Consider the following 23,560-nt stretch of genomic DNA (forward strand, 5'->3'; position numbering starts at 1 on the left):
CCGTTCTGCGGGGAGACGGGCGATCAGTCGCCCGTCTTGACGTCTACCGACAGGAGATCCGGCAGTTTGCGCGGATCCTCCTGCGCGGCGGCGAGGATCGCGAGCAGCGGCACCGGCGTCGCAGGCGCGGCTGTGAGCGTCATGGTGCCCGGTGTGCGGATGAAGGCCTGCAGGGCCGGCGCGAGCTTCGCCTGGAAGCCCGGGTTCTTCAGCACCAGCATCAGCGTGAACGGCATGGCGCCCGCGAGATCCTCGCGGAATTTCTCCGGCGTCTGGTTCTTCTTCTTCGCCTGCATGGCGACCGCGCGGTCGACCACCGAGCTATCTTTCACGACGACCTTGCCGCGCGAGAACAAGAGGTTCGGCAAAGCGCTTTCCAGCATCCGCGGGTCTTCGATCGTCGAGCGCTTGAGGCCGGTCAGCGTGACATCGGCAACGAGTGATCCGACATCCTTGACCGTCAGGCGGAAGTCGCTGAGAGACAGGCTCTCATCCGCCTCGCGCCAGTTCAGCTTGAAGCCGTAATCGGCCAGCAGCCGGTCATAGCCGAGGCCGGCGATCATCTCGCGGGCCCTTGGGTCTGTCACCTGCGACAGGTCCAGATTGATGCCGCGCAGATCGAGCCCGATCGTGGTGGGCACGGGGCCGACATAATCGGTGAGATCAATGCGGCCGCGATCGAGCGCGCCGATCGCCTTGCCATCCTGGACCACGCTCACATTGACGGCCTCGCCGAAGCCGAGCGTCGGGATGAGCGACAGCGGATCGGCCTCAAGGCCGGACTGGCCGGCCCGCGCCGCCGCCGAAATGCGGTCAAGGGACGGGAAGGTCATTCCGCCGAAGGCCAGCCGCTCGGCACCGATCGAGGTCTTGTCGGCGGCAACGTCCAGATCGCCGATCCCGAATTCGCCAAGACCATCACTCGAGAAATCCGTGAGGTGGAAATCGCCGAGATGGAAGCGCTGCACATCGGGCGCCATCACATCGAGATCGGTGAAACGGAAGGCGCCGATGCCGAAGGCATAGAACATCTGCGGCAGGTAATCAGCCGTCAACTTGCCGAGCGCCGCCTCATCCATATTGGGATTGGCGAGGAGTTCATCGAAAAAGGAGGAGAAGCTCTGCGGCGGCTGTCGCAGGTTGAGCTTCTCCAGCTCAACCGAACCAACGCGGAACTGCCCGCCCGGGATTTCCATCGAGAAATTCGTATAGGTCTCGAGCGCAAGCGCCGTCCGCCATTTCCAGTCGCCGACGCCGCCGACATAGCGATCGGCATCGAAGACGTCCACGACGGCGTTCAGGTCCATCTTGAGCGCTTCGAGCTTGTCGGCTCGCATGGTCAAAAGACCATCCGGGGAGGGCGATTCCTGCTTGAACGGCCCCATGGACATCCGCTCGATCATGCCCTTCGACATATTGGCAAGCTCGAAGCCGCCATAGGTCGCATGAGAGGTCTGGCCTTCGAAGGTCTGGCTTGAATCGACGTCGTCGATCTTCAGCGAGGCGATCGAAGTCTGCGCCACAATGGCGTAGGCCTTGACGATCGAGGTGAACATCTTCTGCGGGTCGAAGACGTAGCTGGCAAAGCTTGGCACCGTCACGCTGTCCGCCGAGATCGACTTCAGCTTGGTGTCGCTGACCGTCCCGATCACGACGCGGCTATCATCGGCCTTGAGCGCGACGACCGTGAAGCCGCCATCGGCGGTGTCGCCATAGCCGGTGATGGCGATGCTGCCGAATGACACCTCGATCTTTGTCGAAAGCGTCTCGCTGCGGATGGTCAGGTTCTTCAGCGTCGCGGTGCGTGATGCGTCGTCATAGGTGAGCGTATCGAAGCCGGCTACCCAGTTCGGCGAGGCGTCGAGCGCCGAGATCCAGCTTCGGATCGCGGTCTCCACCGGCTCCGCTGCCGAAGCCGGCGAGACGGAAACCAGCAGCGCCGTGCCGAAGCAGGCGGCGACAATGCGGTTGCGGAGGGTCGTGCCGGGCATGGGGCGGCGCTCTTTCGCTCAGATGGGCTTGGAAAGATGACGCCCGGCCGAAGCCGGGCGTCATGCGGTCTAGTTGTTGGCCTGGACGTCGATCGCCAGGAGCCCCGGGATCGAGGACGGCGAAGACATCGCCTGATGGCCGAGCGATTCGAGCGGCACCGGGGTCGGTGGGTTCAGCGTGACGGTGAAGGACTTCGGATCCTTCAGGAAGGCCGTCACTGCATCGACGGTCTTCTTCTGGAAGGGCTCATCGGTGATGTTGAGCTGGCCGAAAGCGAGCGGCAGCGCCGCCGGCAGCATCATCGCGAGGCTGTCGCGGGTGGTGCCCATCGACTTCGCCTGCATTTCGAGAATCTTCTCGGCAATGCCGGCATTGTCGAAGCGCACGGAGGCGTTTTCAAGCGTCGCGGTCGAGGCGACATTGTTGACCGCATCCGAACTCTGCAACTTGTCGCGGGTCAGCCCGCCAAAGCTGCCGGTGATCGTCAGCTTGCCCATGTCCTTGCTGTCGATCTCGATCTTTCGGATCGTCGCCGATTCCTTGGTCGGGTCGTAGCCACCGTCAATGTTCACGTTGATCAGCAGGCTCGTATAGCCGAGCTGATCAAGCGTGGCCTTGGCCTGCGCCTCGGTGGCGATCACCGCCTGCGGCACAGCGATGCCGCTGATCTGCAGCTTGACGTCGTTCGCGGTGCCGTCGACGACATTGGCGAGGTCCATCGAGACGTTGTCGATCGTGACCGGCTCCGGCTGATCCTTCTTGTTCGTCGCCGAAATGGCGCCGATGCCGAAATGCGTGAAGGGCGTGAATTTCGCCTTGGAATCGACTTCGGACGGCGCGGGCACGACCGCATCATTCACGATGCCGGTGGTCCATTTGGCGGTGTTGTCGCCCTTGACGAAAAGGCCGCTGTCAAAGGCGATCGACGTCGCCGTGAAGCCGCCCGGCTGACGGTCGGTCGGCGAGGTGACGACGAGCGAGGGGATGGTGACCTCGCCATCCTTCGGCGACGTCACCTTGAAATCGGTGATGGTGACGATGTCGCCGCTGGCACCGGCCGAACCATAGGTCGCCTTGGCGCCGCCCTTGGCCTGCAGGGCCGCGACGATGTCGTCGGCGACCTTCTTGGCATCGGACGCGGCGAAGGCCGTGGTCGTCATGAGAAGGGCTGAGACGAGCACCAGGCCGCGTGCGGCGGCTCGGCCTGAAATCGAGACTCTCATTATGTCCTCCAGGGAACGGTTTCTTGGCGCCGGCGACGCCGCCGATGCACGTCCGGCCGGCATTTTGTAAACAAGTTCATGGCGAGAGCAAGAACAGTGCCCGCATGTAGTGAAGACGTTATGCGACGGGCGGTTCCTCGTGTCGCGGGTCGCGGGGGGTTTCCGAACAACCCCGCCGTCCTATGATGACGGTCGGCCTCCTCATTGCTCCCGGAAACCTCCCATGCTTCTCGCAGCCCTCGTCTTCATCGGCGCCGGAATCGGCGGCGTCGTCCGGTACACGATCGGCGTCCAGGCATCCCGGCTTTTCAGTTTTGATTTCCCCTGGGCAACGATGGCCGTCAATATTCTCGGCTCATTCCTGATGGGTGTCATCGCTGCCTGGTTCGTCCTGAGGCCGGGTCCGGGCGGCACGCAGGAGTTGCGCATCTTCCTCACAACCGGCGTCCTCGGCGGCTTCACCACCTTCTCGACTTTCTCGCTCGATGCCATCTATCTCTGGGAGCGGGGCGCGCCGATGGCTGCCGCCCTCTATGTCGGCGGCTCGCTTGTGCTCGGCCTCGCCGGGCTCGCCGGCGGGCTGGCGCTCGTCAGAGCGCTTGCCGGATGATATGAGGCGCCTTCAGAAGAAGGACACTCCCGATCATGGCGACCGTCGTCACCAAGACAGTGGCATCAGACGAGGCCGACATGCGCCTCGACCGCTGGTTCAAGGATCATTATCCCGGCCTTTCATTCGGCCATCTGCAGAAGCTGTTGCGCTCCGGCCAGGTCCGCGTTGATGGCGGCCGCGCCAAGACGAATGACCGCGTGCATCCCGGCCAGACCATCCGCATCCCGCCTCTTGGCGTCGATGACGCCGGCGGCAGCCCGCATGTCGCCCGGCCTGCCGGTGCGCGCGGCAGCGCCGCCGACGAGTTGATGGCGATGTGCCTCTATGAAGACGATCACGTCTTTGTCTTCAACAAGCCGCAGGGTCTCGCCGTACAGGGCGGCTCGGGCCTCTCGACCCATGTCGACGCCATGCTCGAGGCGCTGCGCGACACCAAGGGCCAGAAGCCGCGCCTTGTCCATCGCCTTGATCGCGAGACGACTGGCGTCCTCGTCGTTGCCCGCACCCGCCTCGCAGCCTCGAAGCTCGCCGGCAGCTTCCGCGCCCGCGCCACGCGCAAGATCTATTGGGCGCTGGTGAAGGGCGTGCCGCGCCCGCCGCAGGGCCGTGTCTCGACCTGGCTCGCCAAGGATGGCGGCCCAACGGGCGAAAAGATGAAGGTTGCCCGCCATGGCGACGACGATGCCAGCCATGCCGTCTCGCTTTATTCGGTGGTCGACAATGCCGGCCCGGCGCTGGCCTGGCTGACGATGCGCCCCGTCACGGGCCGGACGCACCAGCTCCGCGCGCACGCCGCCCATATCGGTCATCCGATCATCGGAGACCCGAAATATTTCGAGGCCGACACCAACTGGTCCTTTCCGGGTGGCTTGCAGAACAAGCTGCACCTGCACGCGCGCCGTATCGTGATCCCGCATCCGGCCGGCGGCACGCTCGATGTCACCGCGCCGCTGCCACCGCATATGGTGCAGAGCTGGAACCTGCTCGGTTTCGATACCGATCTCGGCGGGGAGGCGGAGCCGGACGAAGAATGAGCGATCTGTTCGACATCGGCCCGGAGGGCCACGAACCCCGCGACCCGATGCGATCGGCCGAGAGTGGCAGGGCGTTGCCGAAGCGGTTCTATGAGGTTGCCACGCATGCGCGCGGCGCGGATGGCACCTATGTGATCCATCTCGACGGCCGAACGGTGAAGACGCCTGCCAAGGCCACGCTGGCCGTTGCCGAGGAGCGCATTGCCGCTGCCATCGTCGCGGAATGGGCGGCGCAGGGCACGCTCATCGATCCCGCCACCATGCCGGTGACCCGGCTCGTCAATTCCGCGATCGATGGTGTCGCGCGAAACGCCGATGCCGTGCGGGCGGAAATCCTCAACTATGCCGGCACCGATCTCCTCTGCTATCGCGCCGACGCCCCCGAGCGGCTGGTCGCGTTGCAGGACGCCGCCTGGAACCCGCTGATCGACTGGATGCATGAGCGCTTAGGCGCGCGTTTCCTGCTCGCCGAGGGCATCGTCCATGTCGCGCAGTTTCCCGAGACGATCGCGGCCGTCGACAAGGCCCTCGGTGCACCCGACATGCTGCAGCTTGCGGGGCTGAGCACGATCAATACGCTCACCGGCTCGGCGATCCTGACCCTCGCCGTGCTGCATGGTCGTCTGACCGCCGCCGAAGCTTGGGCGGCAGCGCATGTCGACGAGGATTTCGAGATCAGCCTTTGGGGCGAGGACGATGAGGCAACAGCGCGTCGAGAGGCGCGCTGGCGGGAGTTTCAGGCCGCCGCTCTGGTGCTCGGACGGGATTGAGCCGGGCGGCCAGAGCGGGCAGGGGCGCTATTTCGCCTTCTCGAGCGTTGCTGTCGCCGACAGCGGCTGCCCTTTGTGCTCGCCGATCCAGCCCCACACGAGCTTGTCGCCGGAACGGATCAGCGTGACATCGCCGTTGATGCAGCCATGGCCAGTTGCCGGATCGATACCGCCGCGGGTTATCGTCTCGACATAGAAGCTGGTGTCGCCTTTCTCGCCGACCTTTTCCAGGGTCCCGCCGCAGGACTGGTCGGCATAGTCGACGGTGGCCGGCTCGCGGGAGAAATCGATCGCGATCGCGTAGGACTCGGGCTGGGTCGACTGCTTGAACGACCCGCTCCAACTGCCGGAGATCGGCTCGGCCGCGGCGTGGCCCGCGACCGCTGCGAGCGCGGCCGCCGGGAGGGCGACGAGGACGAACCGGCGGAGCGAGGTCATGGGTCTGTTCCACTGAATTTTCGGACGACGGGATCGTCGCACACAAGCCTAGCGTGCATCCATTGCCATTGTCTTGCCGCGGGTACGAAACTTCGAGCGATCGGCTCGTCGCGCTCCTCGAAAGTCTCGCCACCAGTGCCCGTTTCAAGAGTCGCGTGAGGCGCTATAACTCGCCTTCGGTTGACATGCGGGGAGGGCGAGGCGGTGAAGCATATCCTTGAGGAACTCGCGGTCCGTCGCGCCGGGGCGCGGCTTGGCGGCGGCGAGAAGCGCATTGCCGCCCAGCACGCCAAATCGAAGCTGACGGCGCGCGAACGCATCGAGATCCTGCTCGACGAGGGCTCCTTCGAGGAGTTCGGCATGTTCGTCCAGCACCGGGCGATCGATTTCGGCATGGAGAAGACCAAGATCGCCGGCGATGGCGTCGTCACCGGCTGGGGCACGGTAAACGGCCGCCCGATCTTCGTCTTCGCCAAGGATTTCACCGTCTTCGGCGGCTCCCTGTCTGAGGCGCATGCCGAGAAGATCACCAAGCTTCAGGACATGGCGCTGAAAAACGGCGCGCCGATCATCGGCCTGTTCGATGCCGGCGGCGCTCGGATCCAGGAAGGCGTTGCGGCGCTCGGCGGCTATGGCGAGGTGTTCCAGCGCAACGTGCTCGCCTCCGGCGTCATTCCGCAGATTTCGGTCATCATGGGCCCTTGCGCGGGCGGCGACGTCTATTCCCCGGCGATGACCGACTTCATCTTCATGGTTCGCCATTCAAGCTACATGTTCGTCACAGGGCCGGACGTGGTGAAGACGGTCACCAACGAGACCGTAACCGCCGAAGAGCTCGGCGGTGCGAGCGTGCACACGACGCGCTCCTCGATCGCCGACGGCGCCTATGACAACGATGTCGAGGCGCTCGTCGCGATGCGCCGGCTCGTCGATCTGCTGCCGATGAACAATCGCGCGCCGCTGCCCGAGATCGAAACGGCCGATCCGGCGGATCGGATCGAGATGTCGCTCGATACACTCGTTCCTGACAATCCGAACAAGCCCTACGACATCAAGGAATTGATCCTGAAGGTCGTCGACGAGGCCGACTTCTTCGAGATCCAAGCGGCCTTCGCGAAGAACATCGTCACTGGCCTTGGCCGCATCGAGGGGCGAACGGTCGGCTTCGTTGCCAACCAGCCGATGGTCCTGGCCGGCGTTCTCGACAGCGACGCCTCGCGCAAGGCGGCGCGGTTCGTGCGCTTCTGCGACGCCTTCTCGATCCCGCTCGTCACCTTTGTCGACGTGGCCGGCTTCCTGCCGGGCACGGCGCAGGAATATGGCGGCCTGATCAAGCACGGCGCCAAACTGCTGTTCGCCTATGGCGAAGCGACCGTGCCGAAAATCACCGTCATCACCCGCAAGGCCTACGGCGGCGCCTATGACGTCATGGCGTCCAAGCACTTGCGGGGAGACGTCAACTATGCCTGGCCATCGGCGCAGATCGCCGTCATGGGGGCGAAGGGCGCCGTCGAGATCATCTTCCGTGCGTCGAACGGCGACGCCGATGCGCTGGCGGCCCGGACGAAGGAATATGAGGACCGCTTCCTGTCACCCTTCATCGCGGCCGAGCGCGGCTATATCGATGAGGTGATCATGCCGCACTCGACCCGCCGCCGCATCGCCGCCGCGCTCCGCCTGCTGCGCGGCAAAAGCCTCGAGAACCCCTGGAAGAAGCACGACAACATTCCGTTGTAGCGGGCTGATTCCAAAAGCGGATCAGGCCGCGCGGTCGCGGCCTGGTGTCGTCAGCGGGGCCAGATCGCTTCGCGGGATGATGGTGCTTGTGTCGAGCATGTCGAGCCATGCGCCGATCGGCTCGCCCGCGATGACGAGCCGAGGCGCGATATCGGCGAGTGGCACCAATACGAAGGCGCGCTCGCTCATGCGCGGATGCGGAACCACCAGCCCCGGCTCGCCGATCGCGACGTCGCCATAGGCGAGGAGATCGATATCGAGCGTTCGCGGACCCCAGCGGATCGCGCGCTCGCGTCCGTGCTCGCGTTCGATCGCGAGGCTGAGATCGAGCAGCGCTCGCGCGGGGAGGCTGGTCTCCACCGCAAGGCAGGCATTGAGATACGGCCCCTGCGGGACGGGACCCCAGGGCGGCGTCTCGTAGATCGGCGATGCGGCGCGGATCATGACGCCATCTGCGGCCGCCAGCGCGTCGACCGCCGCTTGCAGCAGCGTGTGCCGGTCGCCAAGATTGCTGCCGAGCCCGAGAAAGGCCTCAACCACGAGGCCGCCTCCGCTCGATCTGCACCGCGACGATGCCCGTTGCCGAGGGGACCGGCGCTTCCGGTTTTGTGACCGTCACCGAGACGGACTCGACCCGTGCAAAATCCGCGAAGATTTCGGCTGCGATTGCCTCGGCCAGCGCTTCAATCAACTTGAAGCGACGCGTGGTGACAACGCGCTCGATGGACGCGATCAAATGACCGTAGTGGACCGATTTCGTCATGTCGTCGCTGGTGCCGGCTTCGGACAGATCGAGCTCGCAGGCGACGTCGATGCGGAAGCGCTGGCCGAGCGTCGTCTCCTCGGGCAACAGCCCGTGGAAGGCGAAGTAGCGCAGGTCGCTGATCAGGATGCGGTCGGCCATCGTTCTTCAGTCGTCTCCTGGATACCAGATGCTAGGATGGCGTCCGCGACCGCGAGCCCCTCGCGATGCGCCGCAACGTCATGGGCGCGGATAATCGAGGCGCCGCGTGTCGCGGCGAGGATATGAGCGGCGAGTGATCCGGCCAGCCGCTCCTTCGGCGGGCGCCCGGTCAGGGCGCCAATGAAGCGCTTGCGCGATGCGCCGACCAGCACGGGATAGCCGAGCGCCACGATCCGGTCGAGTCCCGCGAGGACGGCGAGATTTTCTTCGCTGCGATTCTTGCCGAAGCCGATACCGGGATCGAGCACGATCCGCCTGTCCGCGACGCCTGCTGTCCGCGCCATGCGGATCGACGCATCGAAGAAGCGCAGAAGCGCGTCGATCAGCGTGTACGCCTCATAGTGAGCCTCCGGCTCCCAGTGCCCGATCACCAGCGCCGCGTCATGCGCCGCGGCGACCGCCGCGATATCGGGATCGCGCCGGAGCCCGGTCACGTCATTGACGATGCGCACGCCCGCCTTGAGCGCGGTCTCCGCTACCTCTGCCTTGTAGGTATCGATCGAGAGCAGCGCATCGCCGCCGGCCAGCGCCGTGATCACCGGCAGCACGCGGCCGAGTTCAGTCGCTGCGTCGATGGGTGTCGCACCGGGGCGGGTCGATTCGCCGCCGATATCGAGGATGTCGGCCCCTTCAGCCGCCAACCGTCTCCCGCCGGCAATGGCGGCCTCGAGCGCAAAATGATCACCGCCGTCAGAAAAGCTGTCGGGCGTCACATTGACGACGCCCATGATCAGCGTGCGCCCTGTTGTCGCGCGATCAAGGCGGTCGATCGAGACCGCAGGCAGGAGCGAAGTCAAAGGACCGAGAAGATCTGGCCGGTGAGGGCGCCCTCGACGCTCTTCGAGAAGGCAAGCGCTGCGCGCGCCGCCGGCACTGGCTCATGGCCGCGGAAGAACGGCCCATAGCCGGCCATGGATTCGGTCAGCACACCGGGGCTGACGGCGTTGATGCGCTGCGGCATCAATTCGATCGCGGCGGCGCGGACGAAGCTGTCGATGGCGCCGTTCACCATTGACGCCGAGGAGCCTGCGACAATCGGATCATGCGAGAGCACGCCGCTCGTCAGCGTGAAGGAGCCGCGCTCGGAAAGGAATCGCTGGCCGATGAGCACCAGATTGACCTGGCCCATCAGCTTGTCGGCGATGCCGATGCCGTAATCCTCGGAGGACATCTGGGCCAGAGGCGCGAATTTCACCTTGCCGGCTGCCGACACGACGGCATCGACGGTGCCGATCTTCTCAAACGCGGCGCGAATCGCGTTGGCGTCGGTGATGTCGAGCGCGACGTCTGCGCCGCTGCGGCCGGCGCGAATGATCTCATGGCGCGCGCCGAGTTCCTGCGCCACGGCCGTGCCGAGAACGCCCGAGGCACCGACGAGAAGGATCTTCATGGTGGGAGCTCCGTCATTGTGTCCATCGCCCGGCAGACATGTGTGCCGAGCTCTACGGACGGATGGTAGTAGTCGAAGCTGCGGCGGTCAGGAACCGTCGAGAAAGCCGACCAGCAGCTTGTTGAAGTCGGCCGGATCTTCAAGCAGGCCCGAATGACCGACATTCGGCAGGATCGCGAGTTCCGCCCCCGGAATCATCTCGGCGAGTTCGCGCGTATGCTCGGGCTTGATCGCCTCTTCATGGGCGCCATCGGCGATCATGGTCGGGATATGGATGCTGCCAAGCTCCTCGGGCGTGAAGTCCGGCTCCTCGTTCCACATCTCGGTCACATCCCGGACTGTCTCAGCATGCTCGTCGACGAGGCTGGCCACCCGGATTCGGAGGTTGGACATCATCGTTGCGCCGGGATCGGGGAAGAGCCCATCGGGATTGAAGTTGGCGCCATAGGTGAACAGCTTGCTGATCCGGTCGGGATGATGAATGGCGATGTCGAGCGCGATGATGCCGCCGTCGCTCCAGCCGGCAAAGGCCGCCTTCTTGATCTTCAGGTGGTCCATCAGCGCCAGCACATCGCCCATCATGAGGTCATAGCTGATCGGCTGGCCGGCACGCGTGCTGCGCCCTTGGCCGCGGCTGTCGGCGACGATCACCTTGTGCTTGCCCACGAGCGCCGGAATCTGGTTGCGCCAGTCTACGGAACTGCCAAGTCCGCCATGCAGCAGGATGACTGGATCCGGCCCCTTGGGGTTGTAGATGCCGTACCAGATCTTGACGCCGTTGACCGCTGCGAAGCCCGCATGGTCAGGCTTCGGCAGCAATGACTGATGGATCGGCATCGCGCCGACATAGCCAAGCTCCGCCATCGGCATGGCAAGGATCGCCATCGCGAGCGCTGAAACCAGGATGCGGCTGACCGGGGCCATCTGCGGCACACTCCAAAAATGAACCACGCCCGGACACGTTCATGTCCCGGGCGCGGAAGGAACGCAACGCCAGCCCCAAGGTCGTCGCGCCCAAGCTTCAGTTTATCAGAACAATCGAGGCCTCGAAATGGCAGAGCGGCCCGGACCCCGGATTGCGGCTGCGGCTGGCCCGCCCTAGAAGATGTGAAGGAGAAGCTGGAAGACAACGGCTTCGGCGATGCGGGGTAGGGAATGTTCGGCAAGATCCTGATTGCCAACCGCGGCGAGATTGCCTGCCGCGTGATCCGCACTGCGCGGCGCCTCGGGATCCGAACCGTCGCGGTCTATTCAGAGGCCGATCGGGACGCTCTGCATGTCGAGATGGCCGACGAGGCCGTCGCGATCGGCCCGGCCGCCGCCAGCCAGTCCTATCTCGTCATCGAGCGGATCGTCGAAGCCGCGCGGCTGAGCGGCGCCGAGGCTGTGCATCCAGGCTACGGCTTCCTGTCGGAACGTCCGGCCTTTCCCGAGGCGCTCGCCGCTGCCGGGATAGCGTTCATCGGCCCCAATGCCCGCGCGATGGCGGCGATGGGCGACAAGATCGAATCAAAGCGCGTTGCAGCCGCTGCTGGCGTGTCCACGGTTCCCGGCCATCTCGGTGTCATCGCCGACGACGCGGAGGCCGTCCGGATTGCCCGCGACATCGGCTTTCCCGTCATGATCAAGGCATCTGCCGGCGGCGGGGGCAAGGGGATGCGCATCGCTGCCGACGAGGCTGCCGTGCGCGAGGGTTTTCGGGCCGCGACCTCCGAGGCGCGGTCTTCCTTTGGCGACGATCGCGTCTTCATCGAGAAGTTCATCACAGAGCCGCGCCATGTCGAGATCCAGCTTCTCGCCGACAAGCATGGAAACGTCGTCTATCTCGGCGAGCGCGAATGCTCGATCCAGCGGCGTAACCAGAAGGTGATCGAGGAAGCGCCGTCGCCGCTGCTCGATGAAGCGACGCGCCGCGCGATGGGCGAGCAGGCTGCCGCGCTCGCCCGCGCCGTCGGCTATGATTCCGTCGGCACGGTCGAGTTCGTCGCCGGTCAGGACCGCAGCTTCTTCTTCCTGGAAATGAACACTCGCCTGCAAGTCGAGCATCCGGTGACGGAGCTCGTCACCGGCCTCGATCTCGTCGAGGAGATGATTCGCGTTGCCGCCGGGGAACCGCTGCGCATGACGCAGGAGGACGTCCGCCTCGATGGATGGGCGATCGAAAGCCGCATCTACGCCGAGGATCCCTATCGCGAATTCATGCCCTCGATCGGCCGGCTGACGCGCTACCGGCCGCCGGCTGAAGCGACGAAGGGCGGCGTCACCATTCGCAACGACACCGGCGTCGTCGAGGGATCGGAGATCTCGATCCACTACGACCCGATGATCGCCAAGCTCGTGACCCACGCCCCGACGCGGCAGGCGGCGATCGATGCCATGTCCGACGCGCTCGACGCTTTCGAACTCGACGGCATTCGCGACAATGTGCCGTTCCTCGCTGCGCTGATGGCGCATCCGCGCTGGCAGGCAGGCGATCTCTCGACCGCCTTCATTGCCGATGAATTTCCGGGTGGCTTTACGGGTGTCGTCCCGGATCCGGAAGTCCTCGAGGAACTTGCCTCTGTCGCCGCGTCGATGGAGATCGCTGCTGCTGCGCGACTGGCAACCCTTCCGGGCCGGCTGCGTCCCGGTGCCGTCGCCCCGCGCCGCGACTGGATCGTCCGCATCGGCGGCACAGATGTCGCGCTGACGCTGGGCGAAGGCGCCGGCACAGGCCAGGCCTTCACCACCAAGACCGGCCGGGACATCGTCGTGAACGCCGCCTGGGCTCCCGGCGACCGTCTTTGGTCGGGGCGTGTCGACGGCCGCGCAACCACCATTCAGGTGGCGCGGGACGGCAGCGGCTGGCGGCTCGCTCATCGTGGCATCGAGGTGCTGGCGCGTGCCATGAGCCCCCGTGTCGCGGCGCTCGATGCCCTGATGCCGGAAAAGCGCCTCGCCGATACCTCGAAGACGCTGCTCTGCCCGATGCCGGGACTGGTGCTGTCGATCGCCGTTACCGAAGGCCAGGCCGTCAAGGCGGGCGAGACCCTGGCGATCGTCGAAGCGATGAAGATGGAGAACATTCTGCGCGCCGAGCGCGATCTCGTCGTGGCGGCCATCAAGGTTAAGCCGGGCGACAGCCTCGCTGTCGACGCCGAGATCATGCGCTTCGCCTGACAGGCCGCGCGATCGATCTCGGGCCCAGCGCCTATTCGGCGGCGAGCAGGCTGTCCTTCTTGACGTTCATCTGGTTGCCGCGCCACTCGAAGCCGCTGCCGGAAACGGCCGCCAGCCAAAGCGCGGGCAGCAGGAGATCCCGCACGACGAGCGCCAGAGTCGGTCGCACGCCCGCCCGCCAGCCGAGCCCGATCGCCATCAGCACCTCCGCGCCATACCAGGCGAAGGCAAAGGCCGCGACCGTCCAGTCGGGCACCGCGCCGACGGCTGCGAGGAACACCATGGCGAGGATGGGGAAGAGACCGCCCACCACCAGCTCCGCGCAGAAGAACACCGGAAAGGTCACACGGCGGAGGCGCGCCCAGCGCAACTGCCGGCTCCAAACGGCCTTCAGCGTCCTGCGGCCGATTGGCTGCGGGAAAGGCAGATGGACGAGATGGACATCGAGCCCGGCCCGGCGGATGACCTTGGTCGAGGCCGCATCTTCGGCCGGGTCGGCCGCGAGCGCCTCGATCGAGCCATGGCGGTCGAGATTTTCGCGGCGCCACAGCATCGATTTGCCCTGCGCGAAGCCGTTGCCGATCGCATCGGAAAAGAGCTGCCAGCGCGCTTGGAACGTGTTGAGGAACGCGCATTCGATCTCGCCGAAGGCGCCGTCCGGCGCACTGCCGAGCGGCGGCGAACAGACGAGCCCGGTGCCGGGCACCCAGCGGTCGAGCATGCGGGCGAGATAATCCGTCGGCATCAGCACATTGCTGTCGGCCATCACGATCCAGTCGTGCCGGGCGGCTTTCCAGCCTTTGACGAGGTTGTTCAGCTTCGGGTTGATGCTGATGCGATCATCGCCGATCAGGAGGCGCGCCGGGATGCGTGTATTTTCCGCGATGATCCGCTGCACGAGCGGGATGACCGGATCATCGTCCTTGGCGACACAGAAGATCATCTCGAATTCGGGATAGTCGACCGTGAAGCCGGACCGCAGCGTTTCCTCGATGGAATTCTCGAGCCCGCAGACGGGCCGGAGGATCGAGACCGGGGGGTGCGCCGGCAGCTTGGCCGGGATGCGCCTGACGGCAATGCGTCCGCGCAGCGTCACCACCAGGATGCTGATGAAGTGGACGCCTGCGGTGACCACGGCAAACGCTGCCGTGAACCAGATGAGGGCAGTGATGAGATCGGCGGTCATGGTTGTGACCGCAGGCAGGGACGACTGGCGGTATGCGAGGCGCGCTTCATTTCGTGGCTGACTTCCCGACAATGCCGCCGTGCGGGCAGGGGGCCCTTCGGCTCAGAGGAGGTGACTGACCTAAGTTACGCCCTGATGACGACAATGAATAACTAGACGGAGGGTTGCTCCGCGTGCAAGACCCACCCGTGAAACCGCACAAATGTGTCGTTTCGCCGGACGGAAGTCCGCCTTTTTGCCGGGAAAGGAACCGATGACACGTTTCGCGCCGACCGCGCTGTTCGATCTGGATGGCACGCTGACCGATCCATATCCCGGAATCAGTGGCTCGATTCTCTACGCAATCGACAAGCTCGGCCACCCGCCGGTCGACGAAATTACGTTGCGGGCGGCGATCGGTCCGCCGCTCGAAGCGAGCTTCGCGGCTATGCTCGGCGGCGATGCATTGCTGGCGAAGGAAGCGCTCGCTCATTACCGCGAGCGCTATGCGCCGATCGGCCTTTACGAGAACAAGGTGTTCGACGGCATCCCCGAAGTCCTGGCCAATCTGAAGGGCGCCGGTGTCCAGCTCTTCGTCGCGAGTTCCAAGCCGCGCGTGTTCTGCGAGCGGATCATCGAGCATTTCGGCCTCGGCTCGTTCTTCATCCGCGTGCATGGCTCCGAATTCGATGGCACCCGCGCCAACAAGGCCGATCTCATCACCTATGTGCTTGAAAGGGAGGTCATCGATCCGGACTGCTGCGTCATGATCGGCGACCGGCGCCACGATATCGATGGCGCACGGAAGAATGGGATCAAGGTGATCGCCGTCGGCTGGGGCTATGGCTCCGAGGCGGAATTCGAAGCGACACCGCCAGACCGTATCGTGCGTGACGTGCCGGCGCTGGTGCCGGCTGTGACGGCTGAACTGGGGCTTTGAGCGCAATGGCGCGGAAAATCGTACAGGTCCGCGTCACAGGGCGCGTCCAGGGCGTCGGCTACCGCGCCTTTGTCGAGCAGGAGGCCGTGGCGCTCAATCTTTCGGGCTGGGTTCGCAACCGCCGTGATGGCAGCGTTGAAGCGCTGTTCTCAGGCGATGAAAGCGCTGTGGCTGCGATGCTGGACGCCTGCCGCGGCGGGCCGCGCCACGCTAGCGTGGAAACCGTCGAACTCATTGCCGAGCCGTCCGATGTCGACGGTCCGTTCATGGTCGCGCCGAGTCTCTAACGCCTTTTCGGTGAATCACCATTCTCTGGAAAAGGCTCCAGGTCTTAGATGCTACACGTTTTCTGCACGCGAACCGGAATTCACTTCGTACGAATGGGGCTCGGCGTCTGGCAGCTCGGGTGGGGCGCGCCCGGGTCGGCCTCCAGCTCCGCCGCTACGCATATTCCTCGGGCCTTATGTCGTGCTTGGCTCGCACCTCCTCCAGCGCTATCTCCAGCGATTCTGCGCACGAAATCCGCCCCTCTCCGCCGATCTCGCGATAGAGCATCACCTGCTCGTCAAGAAAAACCGGCGACACATCGCGCGTGTAAGAGAGGATCAGGTCCCAGTCCACGAGCCTCCGCAGCGCCTCATCGAAGCCGCCATGGCGGACCACGCAGTCGCGATGGTGGACGAACACGCCGAGATCGATGAAGTTGCTGGCCCGCAGCAACGCCCGGTCGAAGGGTCGGCCGAGATGATGCCGGCTGCCCTGATGGTAAAACACCGCGTGGAAGCACTGGGCGTCGGGATTGGAGAGAATGCCGTCGGCGAAGGTCTCAAGGAAATGCGGCTCAACCAGATTATCGGAATCGACATAGGCGATCCAGGTATAGCGCGCCGCGGCCAGCCCGACATTTCGCGCACGACCCACGCCGCGCGGCTTTGGCAGCTCGATCAGCACCATCCTCCCCTCGGCAAGCACGCCCGCATGGCGCGCGCGCAGTTGCGCCGCGGTGCCATCATTCGAACCGTCGTCGACGACGATCAGCTCGAATCGGCGATGCGTTTGCACCAGAATCGAATGAATGGCCTCTTCGACGATCCATCCACGGTCCCGCGTCGGTAGGATGATGGAAATCCCGATGCCGTCCCGGGCGCTCGCGTCGCCGACGTCCGGTTTGAGGCGTCGGCCCTGTAGCAGGCCCTCCCGCGCATAATGTAGCAGTGGATCGACCTCACCTACATCCGGGTTCGCCGCACGATAGGCTGCGGGATCGAAGCGCGCGGAGGGCGCCAGACCTGCGCGCCAGCCATGGTGGAGATAGTCGGCGAGCGCTTGGGCATCGCCATAGAGATGAGGGCGTAGGCGTCCGTACCATCCCGCATCGAACCGCCCGGATTGGGAGACGAGCACAGCCGCTTCGCCGTCAGTCTCGGCCATTCATCCTCTCCCGCCTGCGGTCACGCCTCGGGGCGACACGGCCCCAGAGAGTAGGGCATCAAATCGCGCCGGGTCCGTAAGGGCAACCTTGTCGAGGGCTTCTTTTGCAAGCTCAAACACTTCCGACGCATCGCCACGCGATACGACAAACTGGCCAGAAGTCCTCGCAGCCCTAGCTCTCGCTTCCGTCCGCCTGAATGGATGAGAAGTTATGAGCTCACTGCGTAGATCGCGGCGGTGACCTCGCGGTAGCTGGCTCGTGCATGCCTGCCTGACCTGTCGCGAGGCGCGCCGGGGCTGCCGGCGAGGCAAGGCTGAGCGTCAGCACCTCGGCCCCGGTGCGCCGAAGCTTGAAGCCTCCAGCATCCGCGACGTCTGATTCGCCCGCGAGAAGGTGATACCCAATTGGCTGGCAGGCTGGCGAGGTCGAGAATTGCCGATGACCGGGCTATCGGGAAGAGCGGCCGCGTGTTTGATCGGTGGTGGCGGGTGGACATTCTCGGCCGCCGCGCAGACTCCCGAGAGGGGCCTCAGACAGCGACCGTTGGCCCGAACAGGGTTTCGAATTCGGCGCGCAGGGCCGAATCGGTCTCCGCCATCGAGATGATGCGGCCGAGATCGGTAAGGCTGGTGACGCCATATTCGCGCACGCCGCAGGGCACGATGCCGTCGAAATGCGAAAGGTCGGGATCGACGTTCAGCGAGATGCCATGGAACGTCACCCAGCGGCGGACCCGAATGCCGATCGCAGCGATCTTCGCCTCCGCACCGATGCCGCGTTCCGGCTGGCGCACCCAGACGCCGACGCGGTCGTCGCGCCGCTCCCCGGTGACGTTGAAATTCGCCAGCGTCGCGATGATCCAGCTTTCGAGACTTGCCACGAAGAGACGGAGATCCTGTCTCCGCCGTGTCAAATCCAGCATGACATAGGCCACGCGCTGGCCGGGGCCGTGATAGGTGTACTGCCCGCCGCGGCCGGTGTCGAAGACGGGAAAACGGCCGGGCGCCACCAGATCCTCTGCCTTGGCGCTGGTGCCGGCCGTATAGAGCGGTGGATGCTCGACGAGCCAGACGCGCTCGGGCGCCTCGCCGGCCGCGATCAGCGCAACGCGCGCTTCCATCTCGGCAATGGCATCCGGATAGGCGACCGGCGCATCGGCGATCACCCATTCGACCGGCATGCTGCCGGCCTTCGGCAGCATCGAGGCATCGAGCGCGTCGCGGGGGATCGAGTTCAGTTTGGTGATGGCGTCCATCCCCTACATATAGTCGAGCGCGCGGCCGATTTCCGCATCGATCGCAGCACCGCGGAGCGACACTATCCACATGGCTGTCGAACCCCGTTGAATGCGTGCTTGTAACCGTCCGGGGGTTTTGCTACATCGACGCCGCGCCGGTTCGCCGGCTCGGGTTCCGCGGTCGTGGCGGAATTGGTAGACGCGCAGCGTTGAGGTCGCTGTGCCGCAAGGCGTGGAAGTTCGAGTCTTCTCGACCGCACCAGAACCCGAAGAAATCCTCGCGAAAACGGCGACCTTCGGGTCGCCGTTTTCGTTTTTGCCGTCCGGCCACGCTCGCTGGACAGGACGACGGAACGACAGTCTGCGACGTGGCGTTTGCATTGCGGCATCGCGCCCGGTTTTTCCTTTGCCGCAGCCCGCCGCGACCGTTAAGTCTCGACGCGAGACCTCCCTCAAAAATCCATCTCGTCCTTCCCAAGCGGAGGTTCCATGACCGATCCGGCAACCGAGCCGACGACCATCGAGCGAGACGAGACTCCGGGTTTCGTCATGCCGCCACTTCGCGACAAGAATGACAACCTCTCGTCGGAGTTCATGGACGCGCTCGTTGCGGCCATCGAGGGTGGTGACGCCGCTGCGGCGCGCAGCCTGACCGAGGATCTGCACGAGGCCGATGTCGGCGCCATTCTCGAGCAGCTCGATCCGGGTCAGCGCCCGGCGCTGATTCAGCTTCTCGGCGATTCATTCGACTTCACCGCCCTGACCGAGCTCGACGAGGCGACCCGCGTCGAGATTCTTGAGGATCTGCCGCCCGAAACCGTCGCCGAGGGCATCAGCGACCTCGATTCCGACGACGCCGTCTACATCCTCGAGGATCTCGACAAGGAGGATCGCGACGAGATTCTCGCGCAGATTCCGTCGGTCGAACGGCTCGCGCTCAAGCGCAGCCTCGATTTTCCGGAAGATAGCGCCGGCCGGCGCATGCAGACCGAGTTCATCGCGGTCGCGCCGTTCTGGACCGTCGGCCAGACGATCGACTACATGCGCGACGCCGAGGAGCTCCCCGAGACCTTCCACGAGGTCTTCGTCGTCGACCCGGCCTTCCGCCTGCTCGGCCGCGTGCCGCTCGACCGTCTGCTGCGCACCCGCCGGCCGGTGAAGATGTCGGAAATCGTCGATGAGGACGCGACGGTGATCCATGCAACCGACGACTTGTCCTCGGTCGCCCGCCTCTTCCAGCGCTACAACCTGATCTCTGTCGCCGTCGTCGACGAGGCGGAGCGGTTGGTCGGCATCATGACCATCGATGACGCCGTCGACGTCATCGAGGAGGAGGCCGACGAGGACATCAAGCGCCTCGGAGGCGTGGGCGATGAAGAAGTGTCCGATCGCGTCTGGTCGATCGCGCGTAGCCGGCTGCCATGGCTCTGCATCAATCTCGGCACCGCGATCCTCGCCTCCAGCGTCATCGGCCTCTTCGAGCATGAGCTGCAGAAGATGGTGGCGCTCGCCGTTCTGATGCCGATCGTTGCGAGCCAGGGCGGCAATGCCGGTACACAGACGATGACGGTTGCCGTTCGCGCCCTCGCGACACGCGAACTGGGCCCCCATAATATGAGCCGCGTCGTCGGCCGCGAATTGATCGTCGGCCTGCTCAACGGCGTGTTCTTCGCCACGATCGTGGCGGCCGTCGCGGTCTTTCGCTTCGGCATTATCGATCTTGGCGTCGTCATCGCGGCCGCGATGGTGGTCAATCTCGTCGCGGCGGCGCTTGGCGGCATCCTGATCCCGCTCGCGATCAACAAGCTGAAATTTGACCCGGCCATCGCCTCCGGCGCCTTCGTGACCACGGTGACGGACCTCGTCGGCTTCTTCTCGTTTCTTGGGTTTGCCGCGCTCTGGTTCGGCTTCAGCTAGCAGCCGGTGGCTTGCTGGCCTTCGCGCATTGTTTCCCCGCTCGGCAAAATGTGACCTGCCGTTTGACCGAAGGCGTCGACATCGGCGGAAAAAGCGCTAGACGAGAGCCGGAATGCGGCGTGCGTCTCAGCGCGCGCCATGAATCATGGGAAAGGCGCGGTTTGGACCAAAACGAGATCAGGACGGGCGTCGTCGGCCTCGGCTATTTCGGTTCGTTCCATGCGCGCCAGCATGCCGCCAATCCGAGGGCACGTCTGGTTGCGGTTGTTGATGCTGATCATGGTCGCGCGACAGCGGTTGCTGCCGAGCATGGCGCCCAACCGCTGTTCGATCATCGCGATCTCATCGGCAAGGTCGACGCGGTCTCGATTACCGTGCCAACCTCGCTGCATCACGCCGTCGCCGGCGATCTTCTCGACGCCGGCATCCATGTGCTGATCGAGAAGCCGATCGCCGAGTCGCCCGAGGCAGCGCGCGACCTGATCAGGCGCGCGGCTGCGGCGGGCGTCGTGCTCCAGGTCGGCCATATCGAGCGCTTCTCACCGGTGTTTGGCGAGCTAGCCCGGGCGACGCAGGCGCCGCGCGTCATCGAACTGACCCGGATCGGTCCGTGGAAGGGCAGGGCTGTCGATGTCGACGTCGTGCTCGACCTCATGATCCACGATATCGACCTGGCATTGGCGCTCATAAGTTCCCCCGTCTCGTCGGTCGAGGCGATCGGCGCCGCCGTGCGTGCGCCGACCAATGATTTCGCGCATGCTTTGCTGCGCTTTGAGAACGGCGCGGCAGCGCATCTTCATGCGAGCCGCGTGGCCGACCGGCAGGAACGCACCATCCGCGTCGTCGACATGGACCGCGTCGTCCTGGCCGATCTCGCCGCGCGCACCGTCTCATGGACGGCGCATGGCGCCGATGATCGCCATGAGATTGCCGTTCCTCCGAGCGACAACCTCGCGCTCGAGATCGGTTCCTTTCTTGACGCCGTCGCTCGGCGGCAGCCTCCCGTCGTCGACGGGGAGGCGGGCCTGCGGGCGCTCGACGTCGCCGAGCGCATCATGCGCGCGATCAAGCGGCCGTCAGAGGCTGCTCAGTATTCGATGAACGGAGTGTCGTCCTGATGGTCTCCCAGTCCCGCCCTGCCGTGACCGTCGCGTCCGGTCGCGTCCCCTTCTTCGATCTGCAGCGCCAGCAGCGCCGGATCCATGACGAGGTGCGGACCCGCGTCGATACAGTGCTGAGCCACGGCCAGTTCATCCTCGGCCCGGAGGTCGAGCAGCTTGAGAACCAGCTCGCGGCCTTTGCCGGCGTTCCGCATGCGATCGGCGTGTCGAGTGGCCGTGATGCGCTGATGATCGGGCTGATGGCGCTCGGCGTCGGCCCGGGCGATGCGGTCTTCGTGCCGGCATTCACCTTCGCCGCCACCGCCGGCGCCGTCTGTTCTGTGAATGCGACGCCTGTCTTCGTTGACGTCGATCCCGCGACCTTCAATCTCGATCCCGCCGATCTCGAACGCGCGATCGCCGAGGTCGAGGCCGAGGGGCGCCTGAAGCCGCGCGCCGTCATTCCCGTCGATCTTTATGGCCTGCCGGCCGACTACGAGGCCATCGGCAAGATCGCCGCCCGTCACGGCATGACAGTGTTCTCCGACGCCGCACAAAGCTTCGGCGGGCGCTCCGGCAACCGCCGCGTCGGCGGCATGGCGCCGATTTCCGCCACGAGCTTTTATCCGACCAAGCCGCTCGGCTGCTACGGCGACGGCGGGGCCATCCTGACCGATGACGACACGATTGCCGATGCCGTCCGCACGCTGCGTTCGCATGGCCGGCAGGGGACCGGTGACGTCGCCGTCCGCAATGGGCTGACGGGCCGTCTCGATACGATCCAGGCGGCTATCCTGCTGGCGAAGTTCGAGATCTTCGAGGACGAACTCAATCGCCGCGACGCGATTGCGCGCCGCTACGATGCCGCGCTGTCGGACCTCGTCGGCGTGCAGGCACGTCCCGCTGGCTCGCTGTCAGCCAATGCACTCTACACGGTGACGCTGGCGGGGCGCGATGCGCTCAAGGCCGCGCTCGATGCCGAGGGCATCGGCAATGCGCTGTTCTACCGCGTCGCACTGCACCATCATCCCGCCTTCGCCGAAGTCGCCAAGCGCCCGCTGCCGGTCTCCGAACGACTGGCGGAAACCGTGCTGAGCATTCCGATGAATCCCGATCTGACCGACGAGGAGGTCGACAGGGTGATCGATGCGGTGACGCGGCATGTCCGGCGGGGCTGAACGCCTTTAGAATCTGCGGCTACCTGCCGAATTCATTCGGCAATTCCGGCGAAGGCAATGCTATAGACTGCCCGCATGTCGCTGGACCCGACCACGCTGTTGTTCGTGCTGGCAGGCGTTGCTCTCATGTCAGGGGCAACGCTCGGTACGCGTTGGTTGCGTTCGCGCCACGACACCCATGTGCTCTATTGGGGCGTCGCCTGCCTGGTGGGCGGCCTTGGCGTGGTTGGTCTCGCCTTCCGCAGCATGATTCCTGGTTTCCTTTCGATCCAGATCGCCAATGCGCTGATCCTTGGGGCGCTTGGCCTTGCATTGAACGGCGTTCGCGAATTCAGCGGACGGAGGCCGCGGCGCCTCGCCGTAGCCATCGCGCCGGCACTCTGGCTGCTCGCCTGCATGGTGCCCGTTATCGCGCAGTCGGAGCCCTATCGTGTTGTCGTCGCTTCGCTGCTTACGGGCGTGCTCAGCGCTCTGCTCGGCAGGGAGGTGTGGCGTCACGGGCCGGATCATCTGGCTGCCCGCAGACCCATGGCGCTGCTCTGCTTTTTCCACGCCACCTTCACGCTGCTCCGCGGGCTCGGCGCCTTTTGGATCGGGCTCGGTGGGGCAATGTCCCTCGATCCGCTCTTTGTTTCGGTGGGCCTGTTGGAGCCGCTTGTGGTTCTGTTCGGTGTGCTGATCTGTGGCCTTGGCCTGACGCAGGAGCGGCGGGAACTGGTGCTGACGCGAAAGGCTGCCCTTGATGCCCTGACCGGGCTGCTCAATCGCGGGGCCTTTCTTGAGGAGGCCGAGGCTTTGGTCGAAGCTGCCCGCCTTGACGGCCGTAATGTTGCGCTGCTCGTGTTCGACATCGATTTCTTCAAGGATATCAATGACACGTTCGGCCATGCCGTTGGAGATCGAACTCTGGTCGCGTTTGCCGATGCCGTGCGGCATGTCCTGCGGCCGGGAGACCCCGTAGGGCGGTTGGGTGGCGAGGAATTCGCGGCTCTCCTGATGGCCGTTGACCGGGAAAGCGCTGCGCTTCTGGCTGAGCAGGTCCGTGCCGAATTTGCGCGCCGAACGGCCCTGCTCGATGGCATCAAGGTTGCCGCGACCGCTTGCGCCGGCGTCTCGGCTTCGCGTGGCGCGCGGGCACCGCTTGAAACCATGATGATCCGTGCCGACGAGGCTCTCTATGCCGCCAAGCGCGGCGGGCGCGACCTCGTCTGGCAAGCCGCGGAGTAGGGCGCTCGCTGCAGCGGCGCTTGACGGCGATGCAGCGGCCAAGG

General features: G+C 65.1%; 22 protein-coding genes, 1 tRNA gene and 1 pseudogene. 13 read left to right on the top strand and 11 right to left on the bottom strand.

Annotated elements, in window-relative coordinates:
• Positions 1-23: 23 nt before the first annotated feature.
• Together LB518_RS03340 and LB518_RS03345 are read right to left on the bottom strand one after the other, a co-directional pair.
• Positions 24-1,991 (bottom strand): aq_1923 C-terminal domain, encoded by a 1,968-nt coding sequence (locus LB518_RS03340; RefSeq protein ID WP_224572989.1) that lies wholly within the window; start codon positions 1,989-1,991, stop codon positions 24-26.
• Between the two features lie 69 nt (positions 1,992-2,060).
• Positions 2,061-3,215, bottom strand: a complete 1,155-nt coding sequence (locus tag LB518_RS03345) for an aq_1923 C-terminal domain (RefSeq protein ID WP_224572991.1) — start codon at positions 3,213-3,215, stop codon at positions 2,061-2,063.
• 223 nt (positions 3,216-3,438) lie between these two features.
• On the opposite strand from LB518_RS03345, the gene crcB reads away from it, so the two are divergent.
• The 3 genes from crcB to LB518_RS03360 are packed head-to-tail and all read left to right on the top strand — an operon-like array spanning position 3,439 to position 5,632.
• A complete protein-coding gene (gene crcB, locus LB518_RS03350) occupies positions 3,439-3,825 on the top strand; it encodes a fluoride efflux transporter CrcB (RefSeq protein ID WP_224572993.1) in 387 nt (128 codons plus the stop codon).
• Between the two features lie 35 nt (positions 3,826-3,860).
• Positions 3,861-4,862: an RluA family pseudouridine synthase gene (locus LB518_RS03355; protein WP_224573006.1), complete on the top strand. Its 1,002-nt coding sequence runs from the start codon at positions 3,861-3,863 to the stop codon at positions 4,860-4,862.
• Positions 4,859-5,632, top strand: coding sequence for an ATP12 family chaperone protein (locus LB518_RS03360; protein ID WP_224573008.1), 774 nt, complete (start codon positions 4,859-4,861; stop codon positions 5,630-5,632). The genes LB518_RS03355 and LB518_RS03360 overlap by 4 nt, the downstream gene beginning before the upstream one ends.
• A 27-nt stretch (positions 5,633-5,659) precedes the next feature.
• On the opposite strand, the gene LB518_RS03365 is transcribed toward LB518_RS03360, so the two are convergent.
• On the bottom strand, positions 5,660-6,070 hold the full coding sequence (locus tag LB518_RS03365; protein ID WP_224573011.1) for a hypothetical protein: 411 nt from the start codon (positions 6,068-6,070) through the stop codon (positions 5,660-5,662).
• A gap of 204 nt (positions 6,071-6,274) precedes the next feature.
• Here LB518_RS03365 and LB518_RS03370 point away from each other — a divergent pair, with 204 nt between their 5' ends.
• The gene (locus LB518_RS03370; protein ID WP_224573013.1) at positions 6,275-7,807 is read left to right on the top strand and encodes an acyl-CoA carboxylase subunit beta; all 1,533 of its coding nucleotides are present in this window, start codon (positions 6,275-6,277) and stop codon (positions 7,805-7,807) included.
• Positions 7,808-7,828: 21 nt separating this feature from the next.
• Here LB518_RS03370 and folK read toward each other — a convergent pair whose 3' ends face one another.
• The 5 genes from folK to LB518_RS03395 form a co-directional block, all read right to left on the bottom strand.
• Positions 7,829-8,347 carry a 2-amino-4-hydroxy-6-hydroxymethyldihydropteridine diphosphokinase gene (gene folK / locus LB518_RS03375; protein ID WP_224573015.1) on the bottom strand — a complete coding sequence of 173 codons (519 nt, stop codon included), beginning with the start codon at positions 8,345-8,347 and terminating at the stop codon, positions 7,829-7,831.
• Positions 8,340-8,711 (bottom strand): dihydroneopterin aldolase, encoded by a 372-nt coding sequence (folB, locus tag LB518_RS03380; RefSeq protein WP_224573017.1) that lies wholly within the window; start codon positions 8,709-8,711, stop codon positions 8,340-8,342. Before folB ends, folK begins: the two co-directional genes overlap by 8 nt.
• Positions 8,693-9,568 (bottom strand): dihydropteroate synthase, encoded by an 876-nt coding sequence (folP, locus tag LB518_RS03385; protein WP_224573019.1) that lies wholly within the window; start codon positions 9,566-9,568, stop codon positions 8,693-8,695. The genes folB and folP overlap by 19 nt, the downstream gene beginning before the upstream one ends.
• Complete coding sequence (locus tag LB518_RS03390; protein WP_224573021.1) at positions 9,565-10,161, bottom strand: short chain dehydrogenase; 597 nt, start codon at positions 10,159-10,161, stop codon at positions 9,565-9,567. The genes folP and LB518_RS03390 overlap by 4 nt, the downstream gene beginning before the upstream one ends.
• An 87-nt stretch (positions 10,162-10,248) precedes the next feature.
• The gene (locus LB518_RS03395) at positions 10,249-11,085 is read right to left on the bottom strand and encodes an alpha/beta fold hydrolase (RefSeq protein ID WP_224573023.1); all 837 of its coding nucleotides are present in this window, start codon (positions 11,083-11,085) and stop codon (positions 10,249-10,251) included.
• 231 nt (positions 11,086-11,316) lie between these two features.
• Here LB518_RS03395 and LB518_RS03400 point away from each other — a divergent pair, with 231 nt between their 5' ends.
• Positions 11,317-13,320, top strand: a complete 2,004-nt coding sequence (locus LB518_RS03400; RefSeq protein WP_224573025.1) for an acetyl-CoA carboxylase biotin carboxylase subunit — start codon at positions 11,317-11,319, stop codon at positions 13,318-13,320.
• Positions 13,321-13,351: 31 nt separating this feature from the next.
• On the opposite strand, the gene LB518_RS03405 is transcribed toward LB518_RS03400, so the two are convergent.
• Positions 13,352-14,506: a ceramide glucosyltransferase gene (locus LB518_RS03405; protein WP_224573027.1), complete on the bottom strand. Its 1,155-nt coding sequence runs from the start codon at positions 14,504-14,506 to the stop codon at positions 13,352-13,354.
• 253 nt (positions 14,507-14,759) lie between these two features.
• On the opposite strand from LB518_RS03405, the gene LB518_RS03410 reads away from it, so the two are divergent.
• Both LB518_RS03410 and LB518_RS03415 read left to right on the top strand, forming a co-directional pair.
• Entirely contained in the window at positions 14,760-15,425 is a 666-nt protein-coding gene (locus tag LB518_RS03410) for an HAD family hydrolase (RefSeq protein ID WP_224573029.1), read from the top strand.
• Positions 15,426-15,430: 5 nt separating this feature from the next.
• Positions 15,431-15,712, top strand: coding sequence for an acylphosphatase (locus LB518_RS03415; protein WP_224573031.1), 282 nt, complete (start codon positions 15,431-15,433; stop codon positions 15,710-15,712).
• A gap of 154 nt (positions 15,713-15,866) precedes the next feature.
• Here the strand turns inward: LB518_RS03415 and LB518_RS03420 are convergent, their stop codons facing one another.
• Positions 15,867-16,856, bottom strand: a complete 990-nt coding sequence (locus LB518_RS03420) for a glycosyltransferase family 2 protein (RefSeq protein ID WP_224573033.1) — start codon at positions 16,854-16,856, stop codon at positions 15,867-15,869.
• 75 nt (positions 16,857-16,931) lie between these two features.
• Between LB518_RS03420 and LB518_RS03425 the strand changes: the two are divergent.
• A pseudogene (locus tag LB518_RS03425) lies at positions 16,932-17,084 on the top strand (IS5/IS1182 family transposase); the annotation flags it as partial.
• A gap of 302 nt (positions 17,085-17,386) precedes the next feature.
• On the opposite strand, the gene lipB reads toward LB518_RS03425, so the two are convergent.
• Positions 17,387-18,112, bottom strand: a complete 726-nt coding sequence (gene lipB / locus LB518_RS03430) for a lipoyl(octanoyl) transferase LipB (RefSeq protein WP_224573036.1) — start codon at positions 18,110-18,112, stop codon at positions 17,387-17,389.
• A gap of 159 nt (positions 18,113-18,271) precedes the next feature.
• Between lipB and LB518_RS03435 the strand changes: the two genes are divergently transcribed.
• The 5 genes from LB518_RS03435 (at position 18,272) to LB518_RS03455 (ending at position 23,516) form a co-directional block, all read left to right on the top strand.
• Positions 18,272-18,356, top strand: a tRNA-Leu gene (locus LB518_RS03435).
• Between the two features lie 227 nt (positions 18,357-18,583).
• A complete protein-coding gene (gene mgtE, locus LB518_RS03440; RefSeq protein WP_502845772.1) occupies positions 18,584-20,011 on the top strand; it encodes a magnesium transporter in 1,428 nt (475 codons plus the stop codon).
• Positions 20,012-20,172: 161 nt separating this feature from the next.
• Entirely contained in the window at positions 20,173-21,129 is a 957-nt protein-coding gene (locus LB518_RS03445) for a Gfo/Idh/MocA family protein (RefSeq protein WP_224573039.1), read from the top strand.
• Positions 21,129-22,289, top strand: coding sequence for a DegT/DnrJ/EryC1/StrS family aminotransferase (locus tag LB518_RS03450; RefSeq protein ID WP_224573041.1), 1,161 nt, complete (start codon positions 21,129-21,131; stop codon positions 22,287-22,289). Before LB518_RS03445 ends, LB518_RS03450 begins: the two co-directional genes overlap by 1 nt.
• Positions 22,290-22,364: 75 nt before the next feature.
• Positions 22,365-23,516: a GGDEF domain-containing protein gene (locus LB518_RS03455; protein WP_224573043.1), complete on the top strand. Its 1,152-nt coding sequence runs from the start codon at positions 22,365-22,367 to the stop codon at positions 23,514-23,516.
• The last annotated feature ends 44 nt before the right edge of the window (positions 23,517-23,560 follow it).

This window comes from Mesorhizobium sp. BR1-1-16 (assembly GCF_020165495.1).
In the GTDB taxonomy this organism is placed as follows: domain Bacteria; phylum Pseudomonadota; class Alphaproteobacteria; order Rhizobiales; family Kaistiaceae; genus Kaistia.